The sequence below is a fragment of the Nocardia callitridis genome, from assembly GCF_039543305.1.
Taxonomy (GTDB): domain Bacteria; phylum Actinomycetota; class Actinomycetes; order Mycobacteriales; family Mycobacteriaceae; genus Nocardia; species Nocardia callitridis.
On sequence record NZ_BAABJM010000002.1, the window covers coordinates 1,384,406 to 1,402,591 of the forward strand.

Below are 18,186 nucleotides of genomic sequence, written 5' to 3' on the forward strand. Positions count from 1 at the left end.
TACGTTTGGTCAGTCGCTGAACAGTTCGACAAAGGTAGCCGACCCCCCGAAGCGCGACTTCCCCGATCTGCCCCACAGCACCGTCAGCGGTGGACCCGACACTCAGTTCAGCCCGAGGAGCACCCATGACAGTCAACGACACCTCGCCGATCGATACGGCGAGTCCCGGCGCGGACGCTGCGGGGACGATCGATTTCTTCCACGACGAAACGCTGATCGTGGACCCGTATCCGATCCTGGAGCGCATGCGCGAGACGAATCCTGTTCTGCGTGAACCGCACTCCGACGTTGTGGTGGTCACCGGGTACGAGGAAGCGCAAGCGATCGTCGGCGACCCGGAGACCTTCTCCTCGTGCAATACCGTCAGCGGTCCGAACCCCGGCTTCCCCGTGCCGCTCGAAGGACGTGACGCGGACGAGATCCGCGCACTGATCGACGCGCACCGCCACGAACTGCCCTTCAGCGATCAACTCCCCACCTTCGACCCGCCCACGCACACCGCGCACCGTTCGCTGCTCACCCGCCTGATCACCCCCAAACGTCTCAAGCAGAACGAAGAGTTCATGTGGCGCCTGGCCGATCGCGTGCTCGACCCGTTCCTGGCTCGTGGCGGCGGCGAATTCCTCGGCGAGGTCGGAAGTCCGTTCGCTCTGCTCGTCGTCGCGGACCTGCTCGGCGTGCCCGAAGCCGATCACGCCGAACTCACCGCGGAATTGACCGGCGAACTCAGCCTCGGCAGCACCGACGGCGACGCCGTCATGGCGCACGCGCCACTGGAATTCCTGTACGCGCGCTTCACCGATTACATCGAGGCTCGGCGTAAGACACCACACGGCGACGTCATGACCGAGATGGCCGACGCCACCTTCCCCGACGGGTCCACCCCCGAAGTCATCGACGTCGTGCGGGTTGCGGCCAACCTGTTCTCCGCAGGACAGGAAACCACGGTGCGTCTGCTCTCCTCGGCGCTCAAGATGCTCGCCGAACATCCTGAGCTGCAACAACAACTGCGCGATGCGCCCGAACGCATTCCCAATTTCATCGAGGAATCGCTGCGTTTCGAAAGCCCGATCAAGGGCGACTTCCGGCTCTCGCGCGCCGAGTCGACGATCGGCGGCGTCGACCTACCCGCGGGCACCACGATCATGGTCCACTACGGCGCGGCCAACCGCGACCCCCGCCAGTTCGAGAACCCCGACATTTTCGACCCCGATCGTCCGAATGCCCGGCGCCACATCGCTTTCGGTCGTGGCATCCACACCTGCCTCGGTGCGCCGCTTGCTCGCGCCGAGGCGAAGGTGATCTTTCGGCGACTACTCGAGCGCACCACCGACATCACCGTCGACAGCGAGCACCATGGGCCCGAGGGCGACCGGCGTTACGATTACGTGCCCACCTATATCCTGCGCGGGCTCACCGACCTGCACCTGGAGCTCACTCCGGCAGCGGAGTCGGTGTCGTGAGGATCCATGTCGATGACGACTCGTGCTGCGGCCACGGTGTATGCGTCGGGCTGTGCCCGCAGGTCTTCGCCCTCACCGACGACGGATACGCCGAAGCCGTCGACGCCGAGATCCCAACGCAATGGGAAGCCGCGGTGACCGAGGCCATTGCCCGGTGTCCCGAACAGGCGATCCAGACGCACTGAAACCCGTACCCGCACCGGGTACTACGCCATCACGGAAGGGTCGAATATGGGAAATGAACTGTCGGGCAAGGTCGCCGTGGTCACCGGTGGCGCTTCGGGAATCGGCGCCGCAGCCGTCGCGAGATTCGTGGCGGAAGGCGCACGCGTCGTCATCGCCGACGTCGACTGTGACCGTGGCGCGGCACTGGCCAGTGACTTCGGCGCCGACTGCCTGTTCAAGGCGACCGATGTCTCGGACGCCGCGCAGATCGCCGAGTTGGTGTCCGCCACGGTGGAACACTTCGGTGGTCTGCACATCATGTTCAACAATGCCGGTGTTTCCGGGGCAATGCACCAGAGCCTGTTCGATGAGGACTTCCAGGATTTCCGGCGCATCATGGACGTCAATGTGCTCGGCGTCATGCTCGGCACCCAACACGCGGCGCGGCACATGGCCGCCCACGGTGGCGGCGCCATCATCAACACCACCTCCATCGGTGGCATCCAAGCAGGGCGCGCCGTACTGACCTACCGGGCATCGAAAGCCGCGGTGATCCAGTTCAGCAAATCGGCCGCCATCGACGTGGCCGAACACTTCATTCGGGTCAATTGCATTGCACCGGGGGGTATTCCGACACCAATTCTGTCGGAGGCCACCGCGGGTCTCGAATCCGAAGGCGGCACAGAGGTCACCGAAGCCCTCCGCGTCGCCATGCTCGCCGACCGTCCGATCAAACGCAACGGCACCACCGCCGACATCGCCAACGCCGCAGTGTTTTTGGCCAGCGACCGCTCCACCTATATCACCGGAACGGTGCTCCCCGTCGACGGCGGCACGGTCGCGGGCAATGCGAACAACCCGATGCCGACGATCCTGCAGCGCCTCACGACGGCTCCGGCGGGCTAGCCCCGTCGCGCCGGGTGAGCAATACCGTCCAGCGCTGCGCCGAGGCCACCGTGTCGCGGCTGACATGATCGAGAAACTCGGCCATGTCGACCAATCGCCGACCCGCCGCCGTGTCGACACCGAGCTCGGCGGCGCCGGTGCGCGCTGTCCCGGCGATGGCGGTGTTCTGCCGGACACCTGCCAGGGCGGCGCGCAGCCAGGCGTCCTCGTGCAACCGATAACGATCCCGGCGTCGAGGCATATCACGCTCCCGTGAAATCAACTCCTGCGCTTGCAAATACGCGATGGCGGCGGAAATGGCAGCCGGGCTCACCCGGAGCATCGCGGCGAGTTCCGCGGCCACCGCGCTGGCATTGTCGGCGGTGTACAAGCAGGCCAGGATTCCGGCGGCCGTACGAGGCATACCGGTGTCGACGAAGCGTGCGGTGAGCTGATCGATCAGCGGGCGCGGGACGCCGGGGGCCTCGATGCCGTCGACTTTCAGTGCCCGCGATGTCGCGCCGGAACTCGCCTGTCTGCGGGACCGCTGTCGGCTGGCAAGGTGTGCCCGGTCGGGGCGGTAGCGCCCCGGTCCGCCGTTTCGGCTCACTTCCCGGCTGATCGTCGACGTCGGACGGTCCAGCTGCCGCGCTATCGCGGCATACCCGATTCCCGCACGCAGCCCCTCGGCGATCTCGGTGCGGTCTTGCTCGGTCAGCCGTGATCCCGGCATCGTGACGGGCTCCTCTCAGCGGCGCGTTCCGTTCGGGGTGCAGCGTTAACCGTCAAACCATTGCAACACAAGTTTCCGCTGTGAGCATTCACGCGCAGCACTGTTGCAATGAGTTTTGACGAGTTACCAGTGGCTTTCCCGATATATCACGTTTGGTTGTTGAGGCAAAGGTTAACGCAACGTAGCGTTCGGTTCTAGCTGAAATGTGTGAGCACGAGGAGTGACCATGACACAGTCTCCGACAGCAGCGGGAAACTCGACCACCCCGTTTCCCACTCGCAGACCGCCGGGACGCCCGCTCGATCCGCCGGTCGAACTGTCGGAGCAGGGCGAAAAGTGCCCCGTGAGCCGATGGACTTTCCCCGACGGCCACCGCGGTTGGCTGGCCACCGGTCATGCCGAAGTCCGTGCGGTACTGGCCGATCGACGGTTCAGCTCCCGATTCGAGCTGATGCACAATCCGGTGGCCGATCTCGGCCCGTTGTCCCCGGCCCCGGTCGGCGACCCCACGGGTCTGGACGCACCTGAGCACACCAGGTACCGCAGCATGCTCGCCGGAAAATTCACGGTCCGCCGGATGCGGCAGCTCACCGCACGCGTCGAGCAGATCACCGCCTCGTGCCTCGACGCCATGACCGAAACCGGCGGGCCGGTCGACCTGGTCGAAATATTCGCCTATCCCATTCCGGCGCAGACCATCTGCGAGCTGCTCGGGGTGCCTTTCGCCGAACGGGATGCGTTCCAAAGCCATGCGAGCGCCGTCAACAGTGCCGGCAGCAGCCAATCCGACCAGATGGCGGCATTCACGGCGATCGCGCAATATATCCGCGATCTCGTCGCCGTCAAGCGATCGGCACCGACCGACGATCTACTCAGCGATCTGACCACAGCGGACCTCGACGATGAAGAACTCACCGGGATCGGCACATTCCTCCTCGGCGCGGGTTTGGACACCACCGCGAACATGCTCGCTCTCGGAGTGTTCGCGCTGCTTACCCACCCCGCACAGTTCGCCGCCCTGCGCGATGATCCCGATCTCGCGGACCGTGCGGTCGAAGAGCTGATGCGTTACCTGAGCATCGTGCACACCAATTCGCGTGTGGCACTTACCGATGTCGAACTGGCCGGACACACGATCGCCGCGGGAGAGACCGTCGCGCTGTCACTACAGACGGCGAATCGGGACCCTCGCCGGTTCGACACCCCGAACGTGCTGGACATTCGCCGCAACGCCACCGGCCATCTCGGCTTCGGCTACGGACCGCACCAATGCCTCGGTCAGCAACTCGCCCGTGTCGAGATGCGGGTTGCTTTACCGGCGTTGGTATCTCGCTTTCCCGCGCTGCGTCTCGCGGTACCACCCGACGACGTGCCGCTGCGGCACGGCGACGATGTCTATGGCGCGCGCCGTCTCCCGGTCACCTGGTGAGCCGGGCATGGGTAACGGTCGATACGGGACTGTGCGTCGGTGCGGGGATGTGTGCACTGATCGCGCCGGAGGTGTTCGACCAAAACGACGAAGGTATTTCGGTGGTGCTCGATGCGGACCCACCGGTCGAGCGGCACGATCGGGTGCGTGAGACGCAACAAGCTTGTCCTGCCCGCGCGATCCGCCTCGGCAGCACGAGGTAACTGCTTACTCCGCGGTCCACTGCGGGTTCGGGCGGCGAACTACGAGGCCGAAACCAGCTACGGCAGTGGGCCTTTAGCGTCATCGCCCAGGGCCGGCGCCACCCGGGGCGACTGCCAGAAGCGAAGCCGCGTGATCCTCAGTTCCTCCGCACGGTGGTGCGATCACGCATCGAGCCGTCGGCCGATCGCCGTTCGACACCCTCGAGCGATCCGGATCGGCCTGCGGCCTGGTCAACTCGGGATGTGTTGGTATCAGGCTCTTCTCGGGTGTCGGTCGCGTTTTCATCGAGGAGGTCGCGGGCCATCAGCGTGGCGCCCGCGACCGCGCCCGGCATCAGGAACACGGCGGCGAGTGGGATCAAGAAAATGACTGCCAGCGGGACTCCGAAGCCCCAGGCGAGCCGTTTGCGCTTGCGGAGCAAGGAAAGTCGATCGGTCGCCGGGATCGATCGGCGCTGCAAGGCGACCGCGGTCAACTCCTCGGTGAGGAAGAATCCGGAGACGATGATCGCGACTACCGGAACGACCGTCTGGCCGAGGACGGGTATCAAGCCGAGGACGAACAACAGCACGCCCCACAGCAGGACACGCACCAGAATCCTGACAGAGTCGCGCAACGACACCCAGAGTTCACGCCAGAACGGCGACTCCGACTCGGGAGCGCTTCCGTCCGGCGAGACCGAGCGGTCGACACGCAGCGAAATCGCCTCGTAGAACGGCTGACCGATCAACAACGTCACCGCCGCGAAGGCCACGACGGCCACCAACAGGAAGATCGCGATCAACGCCACCGTCAAGACGGCCCGCAACAAGCCGGGCCACGGACTGGGCCAGGTGTCAGCGAACGGCGTCATCGCCGTCGCCAGATCCGGCCCCCACACCACCAACGCCGCGAACGCCGCCACGTACAGAACCAACGTGACTACACCCGGCAACAACCCGAACCCATAGAGCCGGCCGCGCCCGAGTATCCAACGCTGCCCCTGAACCAAATACCCGAAACCCACCCCGAATTCACTCACCCGGACAACCTACCGTACCGGCGCGCGGATTAGATTCAGCCGATGTTCAGGATCGAAATGGCGCGTGCGTTCGAGGCCCGACAAGGCCTCTCCTCCCCGCCTGGCGGGCTTCGCGGTAACCATGCGAGTGGGGCTCGAGTTCTCCGACGACCAACTCGACGAACAGCGGCGCTTTGTCGACACCGGCCCCCTCGGACCGCGTCTCGACGAGTACGCCACTCATCTTCCAGCGACCCGTGGCAAGCGCTGTTCGAGCAGCGTCCGACGTTCGAGTTCGTGGCTCATTCGTTGTACCAGCAACTGGCCCAACGCATCCCGCAACTGACAGACATCACGCTCAGCAACGACACACTCGGGGTGGTTACTACCTATCGCGCCGGGTGAGGACCACACCGCGTTCGTCAGGGCGCAGCGCACCATCGTCCTGAACCGTCAGCACACCTCAGAAGTTGTGCGCGGTCCAATGCACGTAATCGTTGCGCTGACGGGGGCGCCTGCGGTTCACGTCACGACGAAACTTCGCCATGTCACGCACCACCTCCGCGCCCAATGCGTCGGGCCCTTCGGCGGCGGACCACTGCTTACGCCGCCGCAACCGGCTGAACGTCGCTCGAATACCCATGCTGATCAACCCCTTCCGCGTTCACCCCATTGTAGTGACGGGAAACGCACGCGGTGTACCCCATGATAGTTGGGGCCCCGATACTACTGAAAACTCAACCGGCTGTGGAACCGACTCGTCGGCCGCCGCACTACGCGGTGGATCGCCTGCGGTTGATCGACAGGTCCCACCGCCGCCGCGGAGACCGACAAGCCGGAGGCTACCTGGTCAAGCGTCGGGGCGGGCGATATCGCCACGCCAAGCGCCTGTTTCGTCGTGTCGGCTTTCGATGAATTGCTTGAAGCGCTGGAGATCGCCGTTCACACGGTGTTTCAGCACACCGAGTCGATCGGCGGCATTTTCCACGAAACCCGCTGGTTCCAAATCCATTTGGGCGGTCACCCTGGTGTGGGTGTCATCGAGGCGGTGAAACGTGATCACTCCCGCGTGACCGGGACCCGCGTCGGATTTCCACGCGACGCGCTCATCCGGATGCTGCTCGGTGATCGTGGCATCGAACTCACGCGTCGACGGGCCGATATGAATACGCCAGCGGGTGTGCCGATCATCGAGCTGACGCACCGACTCGACGCCCTCCATGAATTCTGGAAAAGACTGGAATTGCGTCCACTGGTTGTAGACGACGCGGACCGGCACTTCGACGTCCACGGTTGCGGCCAAACTGCTCATGGGTGCTCCTTTTCTCGCGGTGGTCACCTCTCGACCTCTCGGTCACGGATCGTGGTACCCGAGTAATCCGATCGAAAACAGCAGAAGACCGCACCGGCGGCCACACCCGACTCGACAGCGGCGGGACACGATCAACATACGATCAAAGGTTCAGTACCGCAGTCTATTCAACGCTCGTGTGCGGTCTCGCCGCCAGCGATCGCACGATTGGCGATGCATCGTTTTGAAAGACTCGTTCTGAATAAGCACGGTTTGAAAGAAACGTTGTTTTCCACGAGGCACATCGGGTCCTCGACGACACGAATCGTGTGAATTTCTCGTGCATTACCTGCACGTATTTGAGTCGGAGGCGTACCAGGGGGTTGCGAACGCCGCACTGATACCTGACAGTCGTCTACAGGGGATCTATTGGTACGCCAATACTTTCGGTACATCGATGAGGGTCCGTTCACCGGCCCGAATACGATGTGCCGCACACACTCACCTGCCTACTCATCTTCGCGCGCCTACGGGAGTGATTCATGGCTGAACCGCTGGTATCCGACTGCAAAATCGAAGATTTCAACTCCACATACGATCTAGTCAGCCACGCACCCACTGATTACGACTGCATTGTCGGCAACGTCGCCACATATCTTTCGCTGCGCGGAATCAACCCCGACTCAGCACTGGGCCGGGTATGTGTGCTCGATGCCGCCGACCCCGAGTCCGAGACACCTAATTTCCGCTCCTTGGGTCGACACCAACTGGACGCGGCCACGGAATCGACCGCTCTTCGATTGCGGCACAGCACAAGCGGCATACGGCCGACCGTTTCCATGGATCGACCATACGTAGCGGTCGGCGACGGTTTCGACATGCCATGGACACCTTATTACCGGAAACAACACGTCGAACACGGATTTCTGGTTACCGAAGGAAGGCTGGCGTTCGATGCCTACCGGACGATCACCGAATACGGAGAAGCCGTACCCAAGGTGCTCGAGCACGAAGAATGGCGGGAAGTACCGACGTATCGATCGCTGATCTTGAGTACGGACGGGCCACCGGAACACGACGACACCGACGCGGAACCCGCCGTGGTATACGACCCGCATTCGGTGCGCAGGTACCTGGATGATGTTACTCGGCAACGGATTCCGATCGATCAGCTCTCGACGGATACGTGGCTGATGGCCCGGGCACGAAAGGTGAACCAGCGCTACGCTCACGCCTCCCGATTGCCGGTCCTCGACGCCGTCGCTAGATCCGTCGACGCGTGGGCAGCCGCGTCGGAAGCCGTATATATTGCCTTGCGCCGCTCCCGTCGTGGTCGCGGTGTCCCGACCTCCTATATGGCGGCCATCGGCTCGGCACTCGACACCGACCGCGCGTTGGTCGAGAGGTGGGGTCGATGACCCGAAGCATCGTCGAGGACACCGTGGAGTCATTGCGGTCCTTCGGAAACAGACCGGCGGTGGAGTCCGACGGGGCTGCCGTCACCTATCGACAACTCGCCGACGACGTCGACCGGCTCGCCCGTTGGTTGTGCCCACAGCCCGCGCTTGCGGGCAGGCGGCCGGCCCTGATCACCAGCTCCCATACACCGAGGACCGTCGCCGCGATACTCGCGTGTGTGCGGGCATGTGTCACCTACGTCCCGGTCCCCGCCGATACGCCGGAAAGCCGACTCACCCATATCCGCGAAGCGGTCGACGCCGGTGTCCATCTTCGAGACACCAACGGGGACATCACCGTTCAATCACTCGACACCGTCGGACGCGATTCCGACGAGCGCGACGACATCGCGCTGGCCGTCCTGCACACCTCGGGCTCCACCGGGGCGCCGAAGTCGGTCGTCATCGAACATCGCAATCTCGATCACTTCCTCCGATGGTGCCGACACGCTCTGCCACTGACCGACACGGACCGGCTCGCGCTGCTGTCGCCGCTGCATTTCGACCTGTGCACGCACGACATCTACCACGGCCTCGCATCCGGTGCGACGCTCATCATGCCGGACGAGTTCGAACGGACGAACGCACAGGCGGCCGCACGATTCATCGTCGAGCGCGGTGCCACCGTCCTGTATATGGTGCCGACATTCCTCGAACGCGTCGCCACGGCGGTAACCCGTTCGGTCGGCCGCGCTGTCGATGTGCGGACTGTCATGTTCGCCGGGGAAAGACTGTCCGCCCGAGGACGTACGGCAGTCGAGGCGGCGTTCCCGAACGCGCGCCTGCACAACCTGTACGGGCCGATCGAGACCAACGTCATCACGGCGCGAGAACTGTTGCGTGGACGGGCCAACGACAGCTCCGACGTCGGACAAGCTCTCCCGGGAGTCGGCCTGCGAATCAGAACCGCCGACGGCTCGATCACCGAGGCTGGACGAGGCGAACTGGTTGTGTCCGGCACCGCGGTCACCCCCGGTTACCTGGACAGTCACCACAACATCGGGAAGTTCGTGACCGCACCGACCGGGGACCGGTTCTACCGCACGGGAGACGAGGCCACGCTGTCCGCCGCGGGCGTCCATCTACACGGTCGACTCGACAACATGGTCAAACTTCGCGGACAACGAATCGAACTCGACGAGGTCGAAGCGGTGATCGCCGAACTGGAACACGTGGCGCAGTCCGCGGTGATCGTCGGCGCGAGCGCCGACGCGCTCGAGGCATACGTGGTCCTTTCCGACGCGGACCATGAACGACCGACGTCCGAAGAGCCCGTGATCGGCGGTCCGATCACGGCGCACTGCCGTGCCCGGCTGCCCGAGGTCGCCGTTCCCGCACACGTTTTCGTCATCGACGGCATGCCGATCACGGCGACAGGCAAAATCGACCGCCGATCTCTCAGGGAGCACAGGCTTCGAACCGCTCTCCCGGTGCCAAGCGGCGTGAACAACTCGTCGGAACCCACTGATCCAGTGCATGCGATCGAGGAGTTCCTCGCTGACCACCTCGGGAACACCCCCGCGCAACTGCGCGCATTACCCGTGCTGCGTGAGCACCCCGCTTTCAATTCGGTCGTAGCCGCCCAGTGCATCGAAGCCGTCGAGGACCGACTCGGGTGCTCGGCGGACTACGACCGACTCACCGGTCATTCGTTCGACACGATCACCTCGATGGGAGAACTCTTTGACCACCACAGCTGACACCGCGACGGGCGTATTCGGAAGCCTGCTCGCCGCGGCGCCGAACACATTCCGACTGCACGACGAGCACGGTTCGCACGGTGCCACGACGATCGACCGGTGGGCTCAACAGACCACGACCGCGCTCCTACGGGCAGGCGTCGTGCCCGGCGACCGGGTCGTAGCGACGATCGGTCGAACCGCACGAGATATCGCAAGGTTGATCGGTGTGCAGAACAGCGGCGCGATCGTCGTCCCTGTCGACGCCTCGGCGCCGGAGCGCCGACGCGAGACCATCGCGTCGGATTGCGCCGCTCGATTCGCGATCGGCCCCGACGTCGTCGGGTCGGACATCGTTCGAGACCTGTTCCCCGCGACCGGCAACGAGACCGACGTCACGCCGCACGCGGGCAGCCTGATGATCTACACCTCGGGAAGCTCGGGAAAACCTAAAGGCATTCTGTGCCCGCGTTCGGCAATCGAATTCGCGGTCGACGCGATCCAGAGCTGCCTGCGGTACCGGCCTACCGACACGATCGCGCAACCGCTGCCCCTGACCTTCGATTACGGGCTCTACCAAGTTCTGCTGGCCATGCGCTCCGGCGCCCGGGTGCGCATGTACCCCGACGGCAGCACCGGACCGACATTCCTCGGACGTCTGGAACGTGACGAAGTGACGGTGCTACCGACCATGCCGGTGTTGTCGGACGCCCTGATTCGAGTCTCGACCCGCAGGCACCGCACGCTGGGTGGAATCAGATTGATCACCTCCACCGGAGGGGCCTGCTCGAAGGACCAGCTAGCCGGGCTGCGCCGCCTCGCCCCGGACGCGCAGGTACTGCCGATGTACGGGCTCACCGAGTGCAAACGCGCCACCATCACCACGCTCGGCGCTCGCGGAGACGAACTCGGTGCGGGGCGGCCGCTGCCGGGAACACAGATACGCATCGGTAGCGACGAGACCCCGAGTCGCGGGAGCAGCGGAGAAATCCACGTCGGCGGCCCACATGTGATGGCCGGTTACTGGCCGCTTCACGACCGCACCCTCAACCGCGCCTTCCGCACCGATTCACGCGGCGTGCCCTGGGTGGCGACCGGCGATACCGGCCGCATAGATACCGAAGGGGTCCTGCATGTCGAAGGCCGTCTGGACGACATCTTCAAGGCGAACGGCTTCCGCACCAGCACCTCCGAAGTCGAATCGGCGCTCATGGCCGTGGAGGGGGTGACGCATGCCTGCGTCCTTGCGCCGAGTAACAACGGCGCCTTTGCCGCCGCCTTCGTTGGCAGCGTCGCCGAGCACGAGGTCCGTACCCGGCTCGGCGACCATCTCGAGGCGGCGAAACACCCTCCGACGCTGATAAAGCTGGCCGCGATGCCGGTCAACGGAAACGGGAAAGTGGACCGAAACGTGGTCGCCCATCACATCATCGACAAGGGACAAGCGTGAATACGGACGACACGAGCACCTACGTCTACGACCTCGACGAGTTGGCAGCATCGATCGACGAGCTCCGCGCTCACCTGCCCACACAATCGGCGCTGCTGTACTCGATCAAGGCCAACCCACACCCCTACATCGTCGAACATGCCGCTCGTCACGGCGCCGGCCTAGAAGTCAGTTCCGAAGGCGAACTGGCGATCGCCTCGGCGGCACGCGTGCGCGCGAACACCGACGCCGAGATCGTCTGCACAGGACCGGGAAAGACAACCGACTACCTCGAGTCGGCTGTCGAAAAAGGCGCTGTGATCAGCATCGAATCACCCACGGAGTTGACCCGTCTGCGCGAACTCGGCAGCACGGGCCAGAACGTCCTCGTGCGGATCAACGCCACCGCCACCTCGCAACGGTCCGGGCTCCAGATGACCGGCACCGCCTCGCCCTTCGGCGTCGACGAGCAAGACGCCGACACCGTCGTGCGCCGCGTCATCGACGACGGGCACAATTTTCGAGGCGTGCATCTGTACATGGGCAGCAACATCCTTTCCGAAGACGACCTGGTCGACCAATTCGAGATCTCCACCCGAATAGCCGACCACTACGTGGATTACGGTTCAGGAACGTTCATCGCCGATCTCGGAGGCGGATTCGGTCATCCATTCGCCGCCCCAGGGCCGAGGCCACGATGGCAAGGGCTCCGACGACGCGTCGAGTCGCTCACCGAGAGGCTCAGTGCGCGAAGAGCTCTCGTGACCTTCGAATCGGGCAGATACATCGCGGGCAGTTGCGGGACGCTGAGTGCCACGGTCCTCGATGTCAAGCAATCCAAGGGGCAACGGTTCGTGGTGCTCTCTTCCGGAGTCAACCACTTGGGTGGCCTCTCCGGTCTGCGTCGTCTACCCCGAACACGAGTCGCGCCAACACCGTACGAGCACGGTGGCGGCACACCGGAAAGCCTGGTGGGGCCGTTGTGCACTCCGGTAGACGTACTCAACAAACAGTCACCGACGAACCTCGAGGTGGGCGACACGGTGACCATCCCCAATGTCGGCGCGTACGGCTTGAGCGCCTCACTGGCCAACTTCCTCAGCCACCCCTACCCGACCGAACACATCCGGTTCGGCGGCCGACTCATCGCCACAACCCGCTCGCAGATCACCTATCAGGAGGTAGTACCGACATGACCGAAGCCACTCCTCACACCATCGCCGCCACCGTCATCGACTGCGTCAAAGCCGAAGTGCCCGCCGTCCCGACCGACGTCGAACAGGACGCCGAACTGGCGGCTTTCGGTCTCAACTCGATGAAAGTGGTCGAGGTCCTGTTCGGCCTCGAAGATGCCTTCGACATCGCCATCGATGAGGATGACGTCACCGAAGACACGTTCGCGTCGGTCAACTCGATCGTCACCTTTCTCGCCGAGGAGAACAATGTTGCTGACCGATGAACAACGGGAGCAACTGACCGAAGCCGTCGACGCCGCCGAACACGACGCTCGCTTCCCCACCGAGGCACTCGACCTGGCCCGGGCATCGGGTCTGCTGTCGGCGGAGGTCTCCGACGCGACGCGGAGCCACGTGCGGGATCTCCGACCGATGGTCCAGTCGATCTACGAGGCGGGCCGCGTCTGTGCCTCCCTCGGCACCATCGTCAGCATGCACCTGCAACAGGTCCACGCCATCGCGGTGCACGGAACCCCTCGACTCAAGAGCGATCTGGCCGAATCTCTTGCCGCGGGGAAGAATTACGTGGGTTCGATCACCACCGAACGTGCGTCCGGCGGGGATCTGCGGTCCTCCGACTCGACGATCGAACGGCGGGCAGACACCCTCGTCATCGACCGCGACGCACCCATCGTCACCGGCGGCGAACTCTGTGACTCGTTCCTCGTCAAGGTCGCCGAACCAGGCGGTGGGACATCTCTGGTGTATGTGCCGCGCGAGGACGCCGAGGTCGATATCGGCAAGTCCTCGTGGGATCCGATGGGTATGCGCGAAAGCGCTTCGGTGTCACTGCGATTGCGCGCCACAGTGCCGGACTGGCACGTCCTGGGAGCCCCCGGCCAGTTCGACAGGATCGTCAGCGACAACTTCGGCGTCTTCGCCCACATCGGTTGGGCCGCAGCATGGCTCGGCACCGCGACCGAATGCGGAAACCGCCTGACCCAATGTATCAAGGAAAAGCCCGCGCTTCGCCGCAAACTGGCCGACAGCGACGTCATGCTCGCACGATTGTCCTCCGCGCGAAGCTCACTCGACACGGTGCGCTTCGCTCTGGACACCGTCACCAACGACTACGCCGACGGCGCGACAGGGACCGCACAGTTCGCCATCCACACCAATGAGCTGAAGGTGCTCGCCTCGGTCAAGTGTTTCGATGCCGTCGACACGATGATCGAAATCGGCGGCCTGTCACTGGGTTACATGCGCAACCCACGTACCAGGCTCGAACGTGCCTTTCGCGACCTGCGCAGCGCCAGCCTGAACTTCTCCAACGACAAACTGGCTGTCGCCAACGGAAAGTTGATCATGCGTGCGGGCTTCGGCAAACCACCGTCCACCGCGAGGGCGGTGACGCGATGACCTCGAATCGCCTACCCCGCGTGCGAATCACTGTCGCGCCACGCCATGATGAGCAGAACACGAGCAGCCGCGATGTGCGTTCGTTGCTTCGACACGACGCCGAATACCACGGAATTCCGAGTGCCTGCGAGGTGCGCAACTCCAGCAGCGGCGCCCCATTCCTGACACACAGCTCCCAGCAGGTATCGCTGACCCACGATCTGCACTGGATGGCGGCGGCGACCTCGCCTGTGCCGATCGGAATCGATATCCAACAACAAACGAGAGTGACGGACAGATTTCGTCGACGCCTGGGCTGCGGCACGGTCCGCGAAGCCACCAGGTCGTGGTCTGTGCGCGAAGCGATCTCGAAACTGAGAGCGCGCGGTCTCGCCGACGCACCATGGCGCTACCGAATCGACGCACCACGAAACGAGATCGGCACCTTCGAAGAGGCCCACTGGCAGTGCGTGCGCGTCGGGTTCGACGTCTTCCTCGCCGTGGCCGCGGAATGCCCGGTGGAACTCGTCCTCAGGGGGGCAACCCCTTGACGACCACACCGACGTCGGCTCACGTCACCACGGTCGTGCGCGACAGGGTGGCATGGCTGGAGTTCGACGGGTCCCGCGCCTTCGACGGCGCGTTCTGGACAGACCTCGGCGCAGCACTCTCCACTGCCACGGCCCTCGATGTCCGCTGCCTCGCGCTGACCGGCGGATCGACTTTCTCGATCGGCAACAACCTCGCGTGGTTGTCCCGCTCGGTGGGCACCGCGATGCGACGAGGCGACCGCCGCACGGCACTGCACGCGAGCGGAGAACCGATGCGCCAGGTAGCGCGACTGCTGGGCGACTCACCAGTGGTGACCATCGCGGCCGTCGCCGGCGACGTCGTTGGCGCCGGCGCCGAACTGGCCTGCCTGACCGACCTGAGGATCTGCCTCGGGCCGGTCACCGTCACCCTGCCCGAACCGCAACTCGGCGTCGTACCCGATCTGGCCCCGCCCGAGCTTCTCGATGACGTGCTCGGTTCCCGCACCGCACGCAGGTTGCTGCTCGCGGGCCAGTCACTGCACATGGAGCCCCCGACCACCGAAACGTTCGCCGACTACGGCTGCCGCGACATCACCGAGGCCGACGCCCTGCTGCACTCGTTATCCGCGTCGTTCGCCACGGGTGCCGTGCTGCCACGCCTGCGCCGGGCAGCGCAGCACGCCAGACTCGCCGAAGACGCGGCGGCCTTCAATTCCCGAATATGCGAACCGACGGAATTTCGAGCATCGATCCGTAGATATGTGGAGGACAAGCATGGCTGAACTGACAGTCCGGCGGCCCACCGTCGCCGACGCCGCCGCCATCCACCGACTGGTCGCGGACACCGAGGGACTCGACACCAAATCCCTCTACATGTACGCGTTGTGGTGTCGCGACTACCCGGAGTGCAGCGCGGTAGCGCTGGAGGAAGACCGTCTGGTCGGCGTGCTGACCGGATACCTCCGGCCCGAACTCCCCACCACCTACTTCGCCTGGCAGACAGCTGTCGCACCGGCCACGACCCACAGCGACATCGCGCCGCGCATGTACGACCTCGTCCTCCACCATCTTCGCGACCAACGCGTCGACAGCATCGAGATGTCCATCGACGACAGCAACCGCAGCATCAAATTCCTGCTGTCGCGCCTCACCAGGCGCTACGGCGCGACACGCACGTCGGAACCGTTGTTCTCCACCGATCAACTCGGCCACGACCATCATCCCGAGACACTGCATGTCCTGCGTTTCGCGCCACAGACCCCTGCGGGCCGGTGCCGCCTCCATTGACACAGCGGTTGACCACCGACCACCACCCGGAAGGGAAAACTAGCGAGCAGCACGCGTGCTCGACTGTTACGCCGCTGATCGCAGAATCCACGCAAGGGTCTCGTTCAGATGAGGCAGCATGCGCGGCACGCCCGCCGCCCGCGTCGGGTTGATCTCGCCGAGGGTGAGCACTCGCCACCTGCTGTCGGCCACCACCACTCGCAGCGCGTCCGCCAGTTGCGCGAGGCTGGGTCCGAGATTGCGCCCGCTGGTGTTCTCCGCCAGCGGCGCGTCGGTGAAATCGAGCACGTCGACGTCGACGTGCAGCACAAACGGGTCGTCGTCCTGGAGCGCGGCGAGGGCCGAGTGTGCCGCGCGCACAGGATCATCGATGACCTCGCTCTGTGTCGTGACGTCGAGGCCGAGACGTGCGACATGCTCGCGTTCGAAATCCGTGGCTTGACTGGGGTCGACGCCGAGAAAGGCGACACGACCTGGCCCGAGCAGCGGCCGGGTATCGAACGCCGCGGCGTACTCGGTCAACGCACCCGGCAGATCGAGAGCGTGTCCGAGGCCCATCCAATCCAGCGCGCCCTCTCGCGTGGTTTCGGGGGTGTTCATGTCGAAATGGCGGTCCACGTAGACGATTCCGCACGGCGTGCGCAGATGGCGCTGGAGACCGGCCACAGCCCCCGTGGCAACGGTGCAGTTGCCGCCGACGACGAGCACGCGCCGTTGTCGCTCGAGCTCGTCGTGAACGCGTCCCGCCAGAGCGGTCACCGATTCCACGACCGCGGCCGCGTTCTGCGCACGAGGCGCGGCAGAGTCCGGCGCCCAGATCTGCTCGGGAAGGTCTCCCCGGTCGATGACCCCGATCCCCGCGTCGAGAAGTGCCCTGATCAACCCGGCCTCGCGCAGCGCTCGTGGGGCGCGCTCTTGTCCCGCCGCATAGCTGCCCGCGCTGCTCGGCACACCGAGCAGGCTCAACTCGAACGGCTTACGATGTGGATCCGTTCCCATGGTCACAGTCGATCACACCGCGCCGTCGATCGACCCGCGGCGCGGGAAACAGACGCTCGACGGCGATCCGCGCTCACCGCTGCCGCACGACTTGTTCGAGTAAGCGCAGGTAGGTGCTGATCAGAGGTTGGCGGACGCTCCCGGCGCGAACGAACGTCAGCACCCGCCGAACGGGCAGGTTCGGGCCGGACAGCGTGATCCGCCGGACTCCCGCCGTGTTGATCGGCGCCATTCTCGGGTAGAGGCACACCCCCATCCCGCCGGCGACCAGGGCGAGTGCGGAGTTCCAATCGTTGGTCTGGTGCTCGAAATGCGGGACGAATCCCTCCATCGCGCACGCTGATTCGATCAGGCGGCGCTGGTCGTGATGCGGTTCGACCCAGCGTTCCCGGCTGACGTCGAGCAGCCGGTCTACACCGCACGTCGCCAGCTCGCTGTCGGCGGCGACCACGAGGTCCTGCGGATCATCGAGGAGTGTGTGCTGGTCGAACCGGGGGTCGTCGAGCGGATGGTCGACCGGTGCGGCCACCACCGCGAGGTCGATGGTCCGATGCAGCAGCAACGTGAGACTTTCCGCGGTGTCGGCCTCGCGCACCGAGACCGTCACCCCGGTTCGCCGCGTCGTCAACGTGACCGCGGCCGAGGCGACCAGCGAGGGGATAGCGGTAGCGAAACTCCCCAGGGACAAATGACCCGACAACTGCTCGCCCGAAGCCAGAACATCAAGCTCGGCACGCACGTCTTCCCAGGCAGCGGCCACCGAGTGCGAGTACGCCAACAATGTATAGGCCGCAGGCGTCAACCGGATCGACCGCCCTTCCCGCTCGAGCAGTGTGGTCCCCACTTCCGACGCCAACTGGCGAATCTGCTGCGACACCGCGGACGGCGTCAGATGCATGACCCGAGCGACTTCGGAAATAGTGCCATGATGCTCGACCGCGCGCAGCATCTGCAATCTGTTGGGATCGATCATGAAGGCCATTCTTCACGAATAGTGTAGAAAAGAGTCGCTTGACCAGCTCCAGAGGTCATGAGGAACTGGAGAAGTGCCTCAACTCC

Annotated in this window: 20 protein-coding genes; 14 read left to right on the forward strand and 6 right to left on the reverse strand. The window is 64.6% G+C overall.

What is annotated here, in order from left to right; all coding sequences use genetic code 11:
- The first annotated feature begins 125 nt into the window (after positions 1-125).
- The 3 genes from ABEA50_RS15075 to ABEA50_RS15085 are packed head-to-tail and all read left to right on the forward strand — an operon-like array spanning position 126 to position 2,534.
- On the forward strand, positions 126-1,463 hold the full coding sequence (locus ABEA50_RS15075; protein WP_345495984.1) for a cytochrome P450: 1,338 nt from the start codon (positions 126-128) through the stop codon (positions 1,461-1,463).
- Positions 1,460-1,648 carry a ferredoxin gene (locus tag ABEA50_RS15080; protein ID WP_345495985.1) on the forward strand — a complete coding sequence of 63 codons (189 nt, stop codon included), beginning with the start codon at positions 1,460-1,462 and terminating at the stop codon, positions 1,646-1,648. Before ABEA50_RS15075 ends, ABEA50_RS15080 begins: the two co-directional genes overlap by 4 nt.
- Before the next feature lie 46 nt (positions 1,649-1,694).
- Positions 1,695-2,534: an SDR family NAD(P)-dependent oxidoreductase gene (locus ABEA50_RS15085; RefSeq protein ID WP_345495987.1), complete on the forward strand. Its 840-nt coding sequence runs from the start codon at positions 1,695-1,697 to the stop codon at positions 2,532-2,534.
- Here the strand turns inward: ABEA50_RS15085 and ABEA50_RS30955 are convergent.
- Positions 2,512-3,246, reverse strand: coding sequence for a helix-turn-helix domain-containing protein (locus ABEA50_RS30955; protein ID WP_425577614.1), 735 nt, complete (start codon positions 3,244-3,246; stop codon positions 2,512-2,514). The two genes, ABEA50_RS15085 and ABEA50_RS30955, sit on opposite strands and share 23 nt — an antisense overlap.
- A gap of 226 nt (positions 3,247-3,472) precedes the next feature.
- Between ABEA50_RS30955 and ABEA50_RS15100 the strand changes: the two genes are divergently transcribed.
- Complete coding sequence (locus tag ABEA50_RS15100; protein WP_345495988.1) at positions 3,473-4,675, forward strand: cytochrome P450; 1,203 nt, start codon at positions 3,473-3,475, stop codon at positions 4,673-4,675.
- Positions 4,672-4,878 (forward strand): ferredoxin, encoded by a 207-nt coding sequence (locus tag ABEA50_RS15105; protein WP_345495989.1) that lies wholly within the window; start codon positions 4,672-4,674, stop codon positions 4,876-4,878. The genes ABEA50_RS15100 and ABEA50_RS15105 overlap by 4 nt, the downstream gene beginning before the upstream one ends.
- A gap of 137 nt (positions 4,879-5,015) precedes the next feature.
- On the opposite strand, the gene ABEA50_RS15110 is transcribed toward ABEA50_RS15105, so the two are convergent.
- From ABEA50_RS15110 to ABEA50_RS15120, 3 genes are all read right to left on the reverse strand, one after another.
- On the reverse strand, positions 5,016-5,900 hold the full coding sequence (locus ABEA50_RS15110; protein WP_345495990.1) for an EI24 domain-containing protein: 885 nt from the start codon (positions 5,898-5,900) through the stop codon (positions 5,016-5,018).
- A gap of 442 nt (positions 5,901-6,342) precedes the next feature.
- Positions 6,343-6,522 (reverse strand): hypothetical protein, encoded by a 180-nt coding sequence (locus tag ABEA50_RS15115; protein WP_345495991.1) that lies wholly within the window; start codon positions 6,520-6,522, stop codon positions 6,343-6,345.
- A 207-nt stretch (positions 6,523-6,729) separates the two neighbouring features.
- Positions 6,730-7,191, reverse strand: a complete 462-nt coding sequence (locus ABEA50_RS15120) for an SRPBCC family protein (RefSeq protein WP_345495992.1) — start codon at positions 7,189-7,191, stop codon at positions 6,730-6,732.
- An 857-nt stretch (positions 7,192-8,048) separates the two neighbouring features.
- Here ABEA50_RS15120 and ABEA50_RS15125 point away from each other — a divergent pair.
- From ABEA50_RS15125 to ABEA50_RS15165, 9 genes are read left to right on the forward strand one after another with little or no spacing between them, the layout of a single operon-like run.
- On the forward strand, positions 8,049-8,588 hold the full coding sequence (locus tag ABEA50_RS15125; protein WP_345495993.1) for a hypothetical protein: 540 nt from the start codon (positions 8,049-8,051) through the stop codon (positions 8,586-8,588).
- Positions 8,585-10,327 carry an AMP-binding protein gene (locus tag ABEA50_RS15130; protein WP_345495994.1) on the forward strand — a complete coding sequence of 581 codons (1,743 nt, stop codon included), beginning with the start codon at positions 8,585-8,587 and terminating at the stop codon, positions 10,325-10,327. The genes ABEA50_RS15125 and ABEA50_RS15130 overlap by 4 nt, the downstream gene beginning before the upstream one ends.
- A complete protein-coding gene (locus ABEA50_RS15135; RefSeq protein WP_345495995.1) occupies positions 10,311-11,756 on the forward strand; it encodes a class I adenylate-forming enzyme family protein in 1,446 nt (481 codons plus the stop codon). The genes ABEA50_RS15130 and ABEA50_RS15135 overlap by 17 nt, the downstream gene beginning before the upstream one ends.
- Positions 11,753-12,931, forward strand: coding sequence for an alanine racemase (locus ABEA50_RS15140; protein ID WP_345495996.1), 1,179 nt, complete (start codon positions 11,753-11,755; stop codon positions 12,929-12,931). The genes ABEA50_RS15135 and ABEA50_RS15140 overlap by 4 nt, the downstream gene beginning before the upstream one ends.
- Complete coding sequence (locus tag ABEA50_RS15145; protein WP_345495997.1) at positions 12,928-13,194, forward strand: phosphopantetheine-binding protein; 267 nt, start codon at positions 12,928-12,930, stop codon at positions 13,192-13,194. Before ABEA50_RS15140 ends, ABEA50_RS15145 begins: the two co-directional genes overlap by 4 nt.
- Positions 13,178-14,329, forward strand: coding sequence for an acyl-CoA dehydrogenase family protein (locus ABEA50_RS15150; RefSeq protein ID WP_345495999.1), 1,152 nt, complete (start codon positions 13,178-13,180; stop codon positions 14,327-14,329). The genes ABEA50_RS15145 and ABEA50_RS15150 overlap by 17 nt, the downstream gene beginning before the upstream one ends.
- Positions 14,326-14,859 carry a 4'-phosphopantetheinyl transferase family protein gene (locus ABEA50_RS15155; RefSeq protein WP_345496000.1) on the forward strand — a complete coding sequence of 178 codons (534 nt, stop codon included), beginning with the start codon at positions 14,326-14,328 and terminating at the stop codon, positions 14,857-14,859. The genes ABEA50_RS15150 and ABEA50_RS15155 overlap by 4 nt, the downstream gene beginning before the upstream one ends.
- Positions 14,856-15,623, forward strand: coding sequence for an enoyl-CoA hydratase/isomerase family protein (locus ABEA50_RS15160; RefSeq protein WP_345496001.1), 768 nt, complete (start codon positions 14,856-14,858; stop codon positions 15,621-15,623). The genes ABEA50_RS15155 and ABEA50_RS15160 overlap by 4 nt, the downstream gene beginning before the upstream one ends.
- Positions 15,616-16,128, forward strand: coding sequence for a GNAT family N-acetyltransferase (locus ABEA50_RS15165; RefSeq protein WP_345496002.1), 513 nt, complete (start codon positions 15,616-15,618; stop codon positions 16,126-16,128). Before ABEA50_RS15160 ends, ABEA50_RS15165 begins: the two co-directional genes overlap by 8 nt.
- 66 nt (positions 16,129-16,194) lie before the next feature.
- On the opposite strand, the gene ABEA50_RS15170 is transcribed toward ABEA50_RS15165, so the two are convergent.
- Positions 16,195-17,127, reverse strand: coding sequence for an arginase family protein (locus ABEA50_RS15170; protein WP_345496003.1), 933 nt, complete (start codon positions 17,125-17,127; stop codon positions 16,195-16,197).
- Positions 17,128-17,200: 73 nt separating this feature from the next.
- The gene (locus ABEA50_RS15175) at positions 17,201-18,100 is read right to left on the reverse strand and encodes a LysR family transcriptional regulator (protein ID WP_345496004.1); all 900 of its coding nucleotides are present in this window, start codon (positions 18,098-18,100) and stop codon (positions 17,201-17,203) included.
- Positions 18,101-18,186: the final 86 nt, after the last annotated feature.

Excerpts from the sequence above, each read along its gene's own strand:
- ABEA50_RS15075 (WP_345495984.1), top strand. The coding sequence starts at position 126 with ATGACAGTCAACGACACCTCGCCGATCGATACGGCGAGTCCCGGCGCG.
- ABEA50_RS15085 (WP_345495987.1), top strand. The coding sequence starts at position 1,695 with ATGGGAAATGAACTGTCGGGCAAGGTCGCCGTGGTCACCGGTGGCGCT.
- ABEA50_RS30955 (WP_425577614.1), bottom strand. The coding sequence starts at position 3,246 with ATGCCGGGATCACGGCTGACCGAGCAAGACCGCACCGAGATCGCCGAG.
- ABEA50_RS15100 (WP_345495988.1), top strand. The coding sequence starts at position 3,473 with ATGACACAGTCTCCGACAGCAGCGGGAAACTCGACCACCCCGTTTCCC.
- ABEA50_RS15115 (WP_345495991.1), bottom strand. The coding sequence starts at position 6,522 with ATGGGTATTCGAGCGACGTTCAGCCGGTTGCGGCGGCGTAAGCAGTGG.
- ABEA50_RS15120 (WP_345495992.1), bottom strand. The coding sequence starts at position 7,191 with ATGAGCAGTTTGGCCGCAACCGTGGACGTCGAAGTGCCGGTCCGCGTC.
- ABEA50_RS15125 (WP_345495993.1), top strand. The coding sequence starts at position 8,049 with ATGCCATGGACACCTTATTACCGGAAACAACACGTCGAACACGGATTT.
- ABEA50_RS15130 (WP_345495994.1), top strand. The coding sequence starts at position 8,585 with ATGACCCGAAGCATCGTCGAGGACACCGTGGAGTCATTGCGGTCCTTC.
- ABEA50_RS15145 (WP_345495997.1), top strand. The coding sequence starts at position 12,928 with ATGACCGAAGCCACTCCTCACACCATCGCCGCCACCGTCATCGACTGC.
- ABEA50_RS15150 (WP_345495999.1), top strand. The coding sequence starts at position 13,178 with ATGTTGCTGACCGATGAACAACGGGAGCAACTGACCGAAGCCGTCGAC.
- ABEA50_RS15155 (WP_345496000.1), top strand. The coding sequence starts at position 14,326 with ATGACCTCGAATCGCCTACCCCGCGTGCGAATCACTGTCGCGCCACGC.
- ABEA50_RS15165 (WP_345496002.1), top strand. The coding sequence starts at position 15,616 with ATGGCTGAACTGACAGTCCGGCGGCCCACCGTCGCCGACGCCGCCGCC.
- ABEA50_RS15170 (WP_345496003.1), bottom strand. The coding sequence starts at position 17,127 with ATGGGAACGGATCCACATCGTAAGCCGTTCGAGTTGAGCCTGCTCGGT.
- ABEA50_RS15175 (WP_345496004.1), bottom strand. The coding sequence starts at position 18,100 with ATGATCGATCCCAACAGATTGCAGATGCTGCGCGCGGTCGAGCATCAT.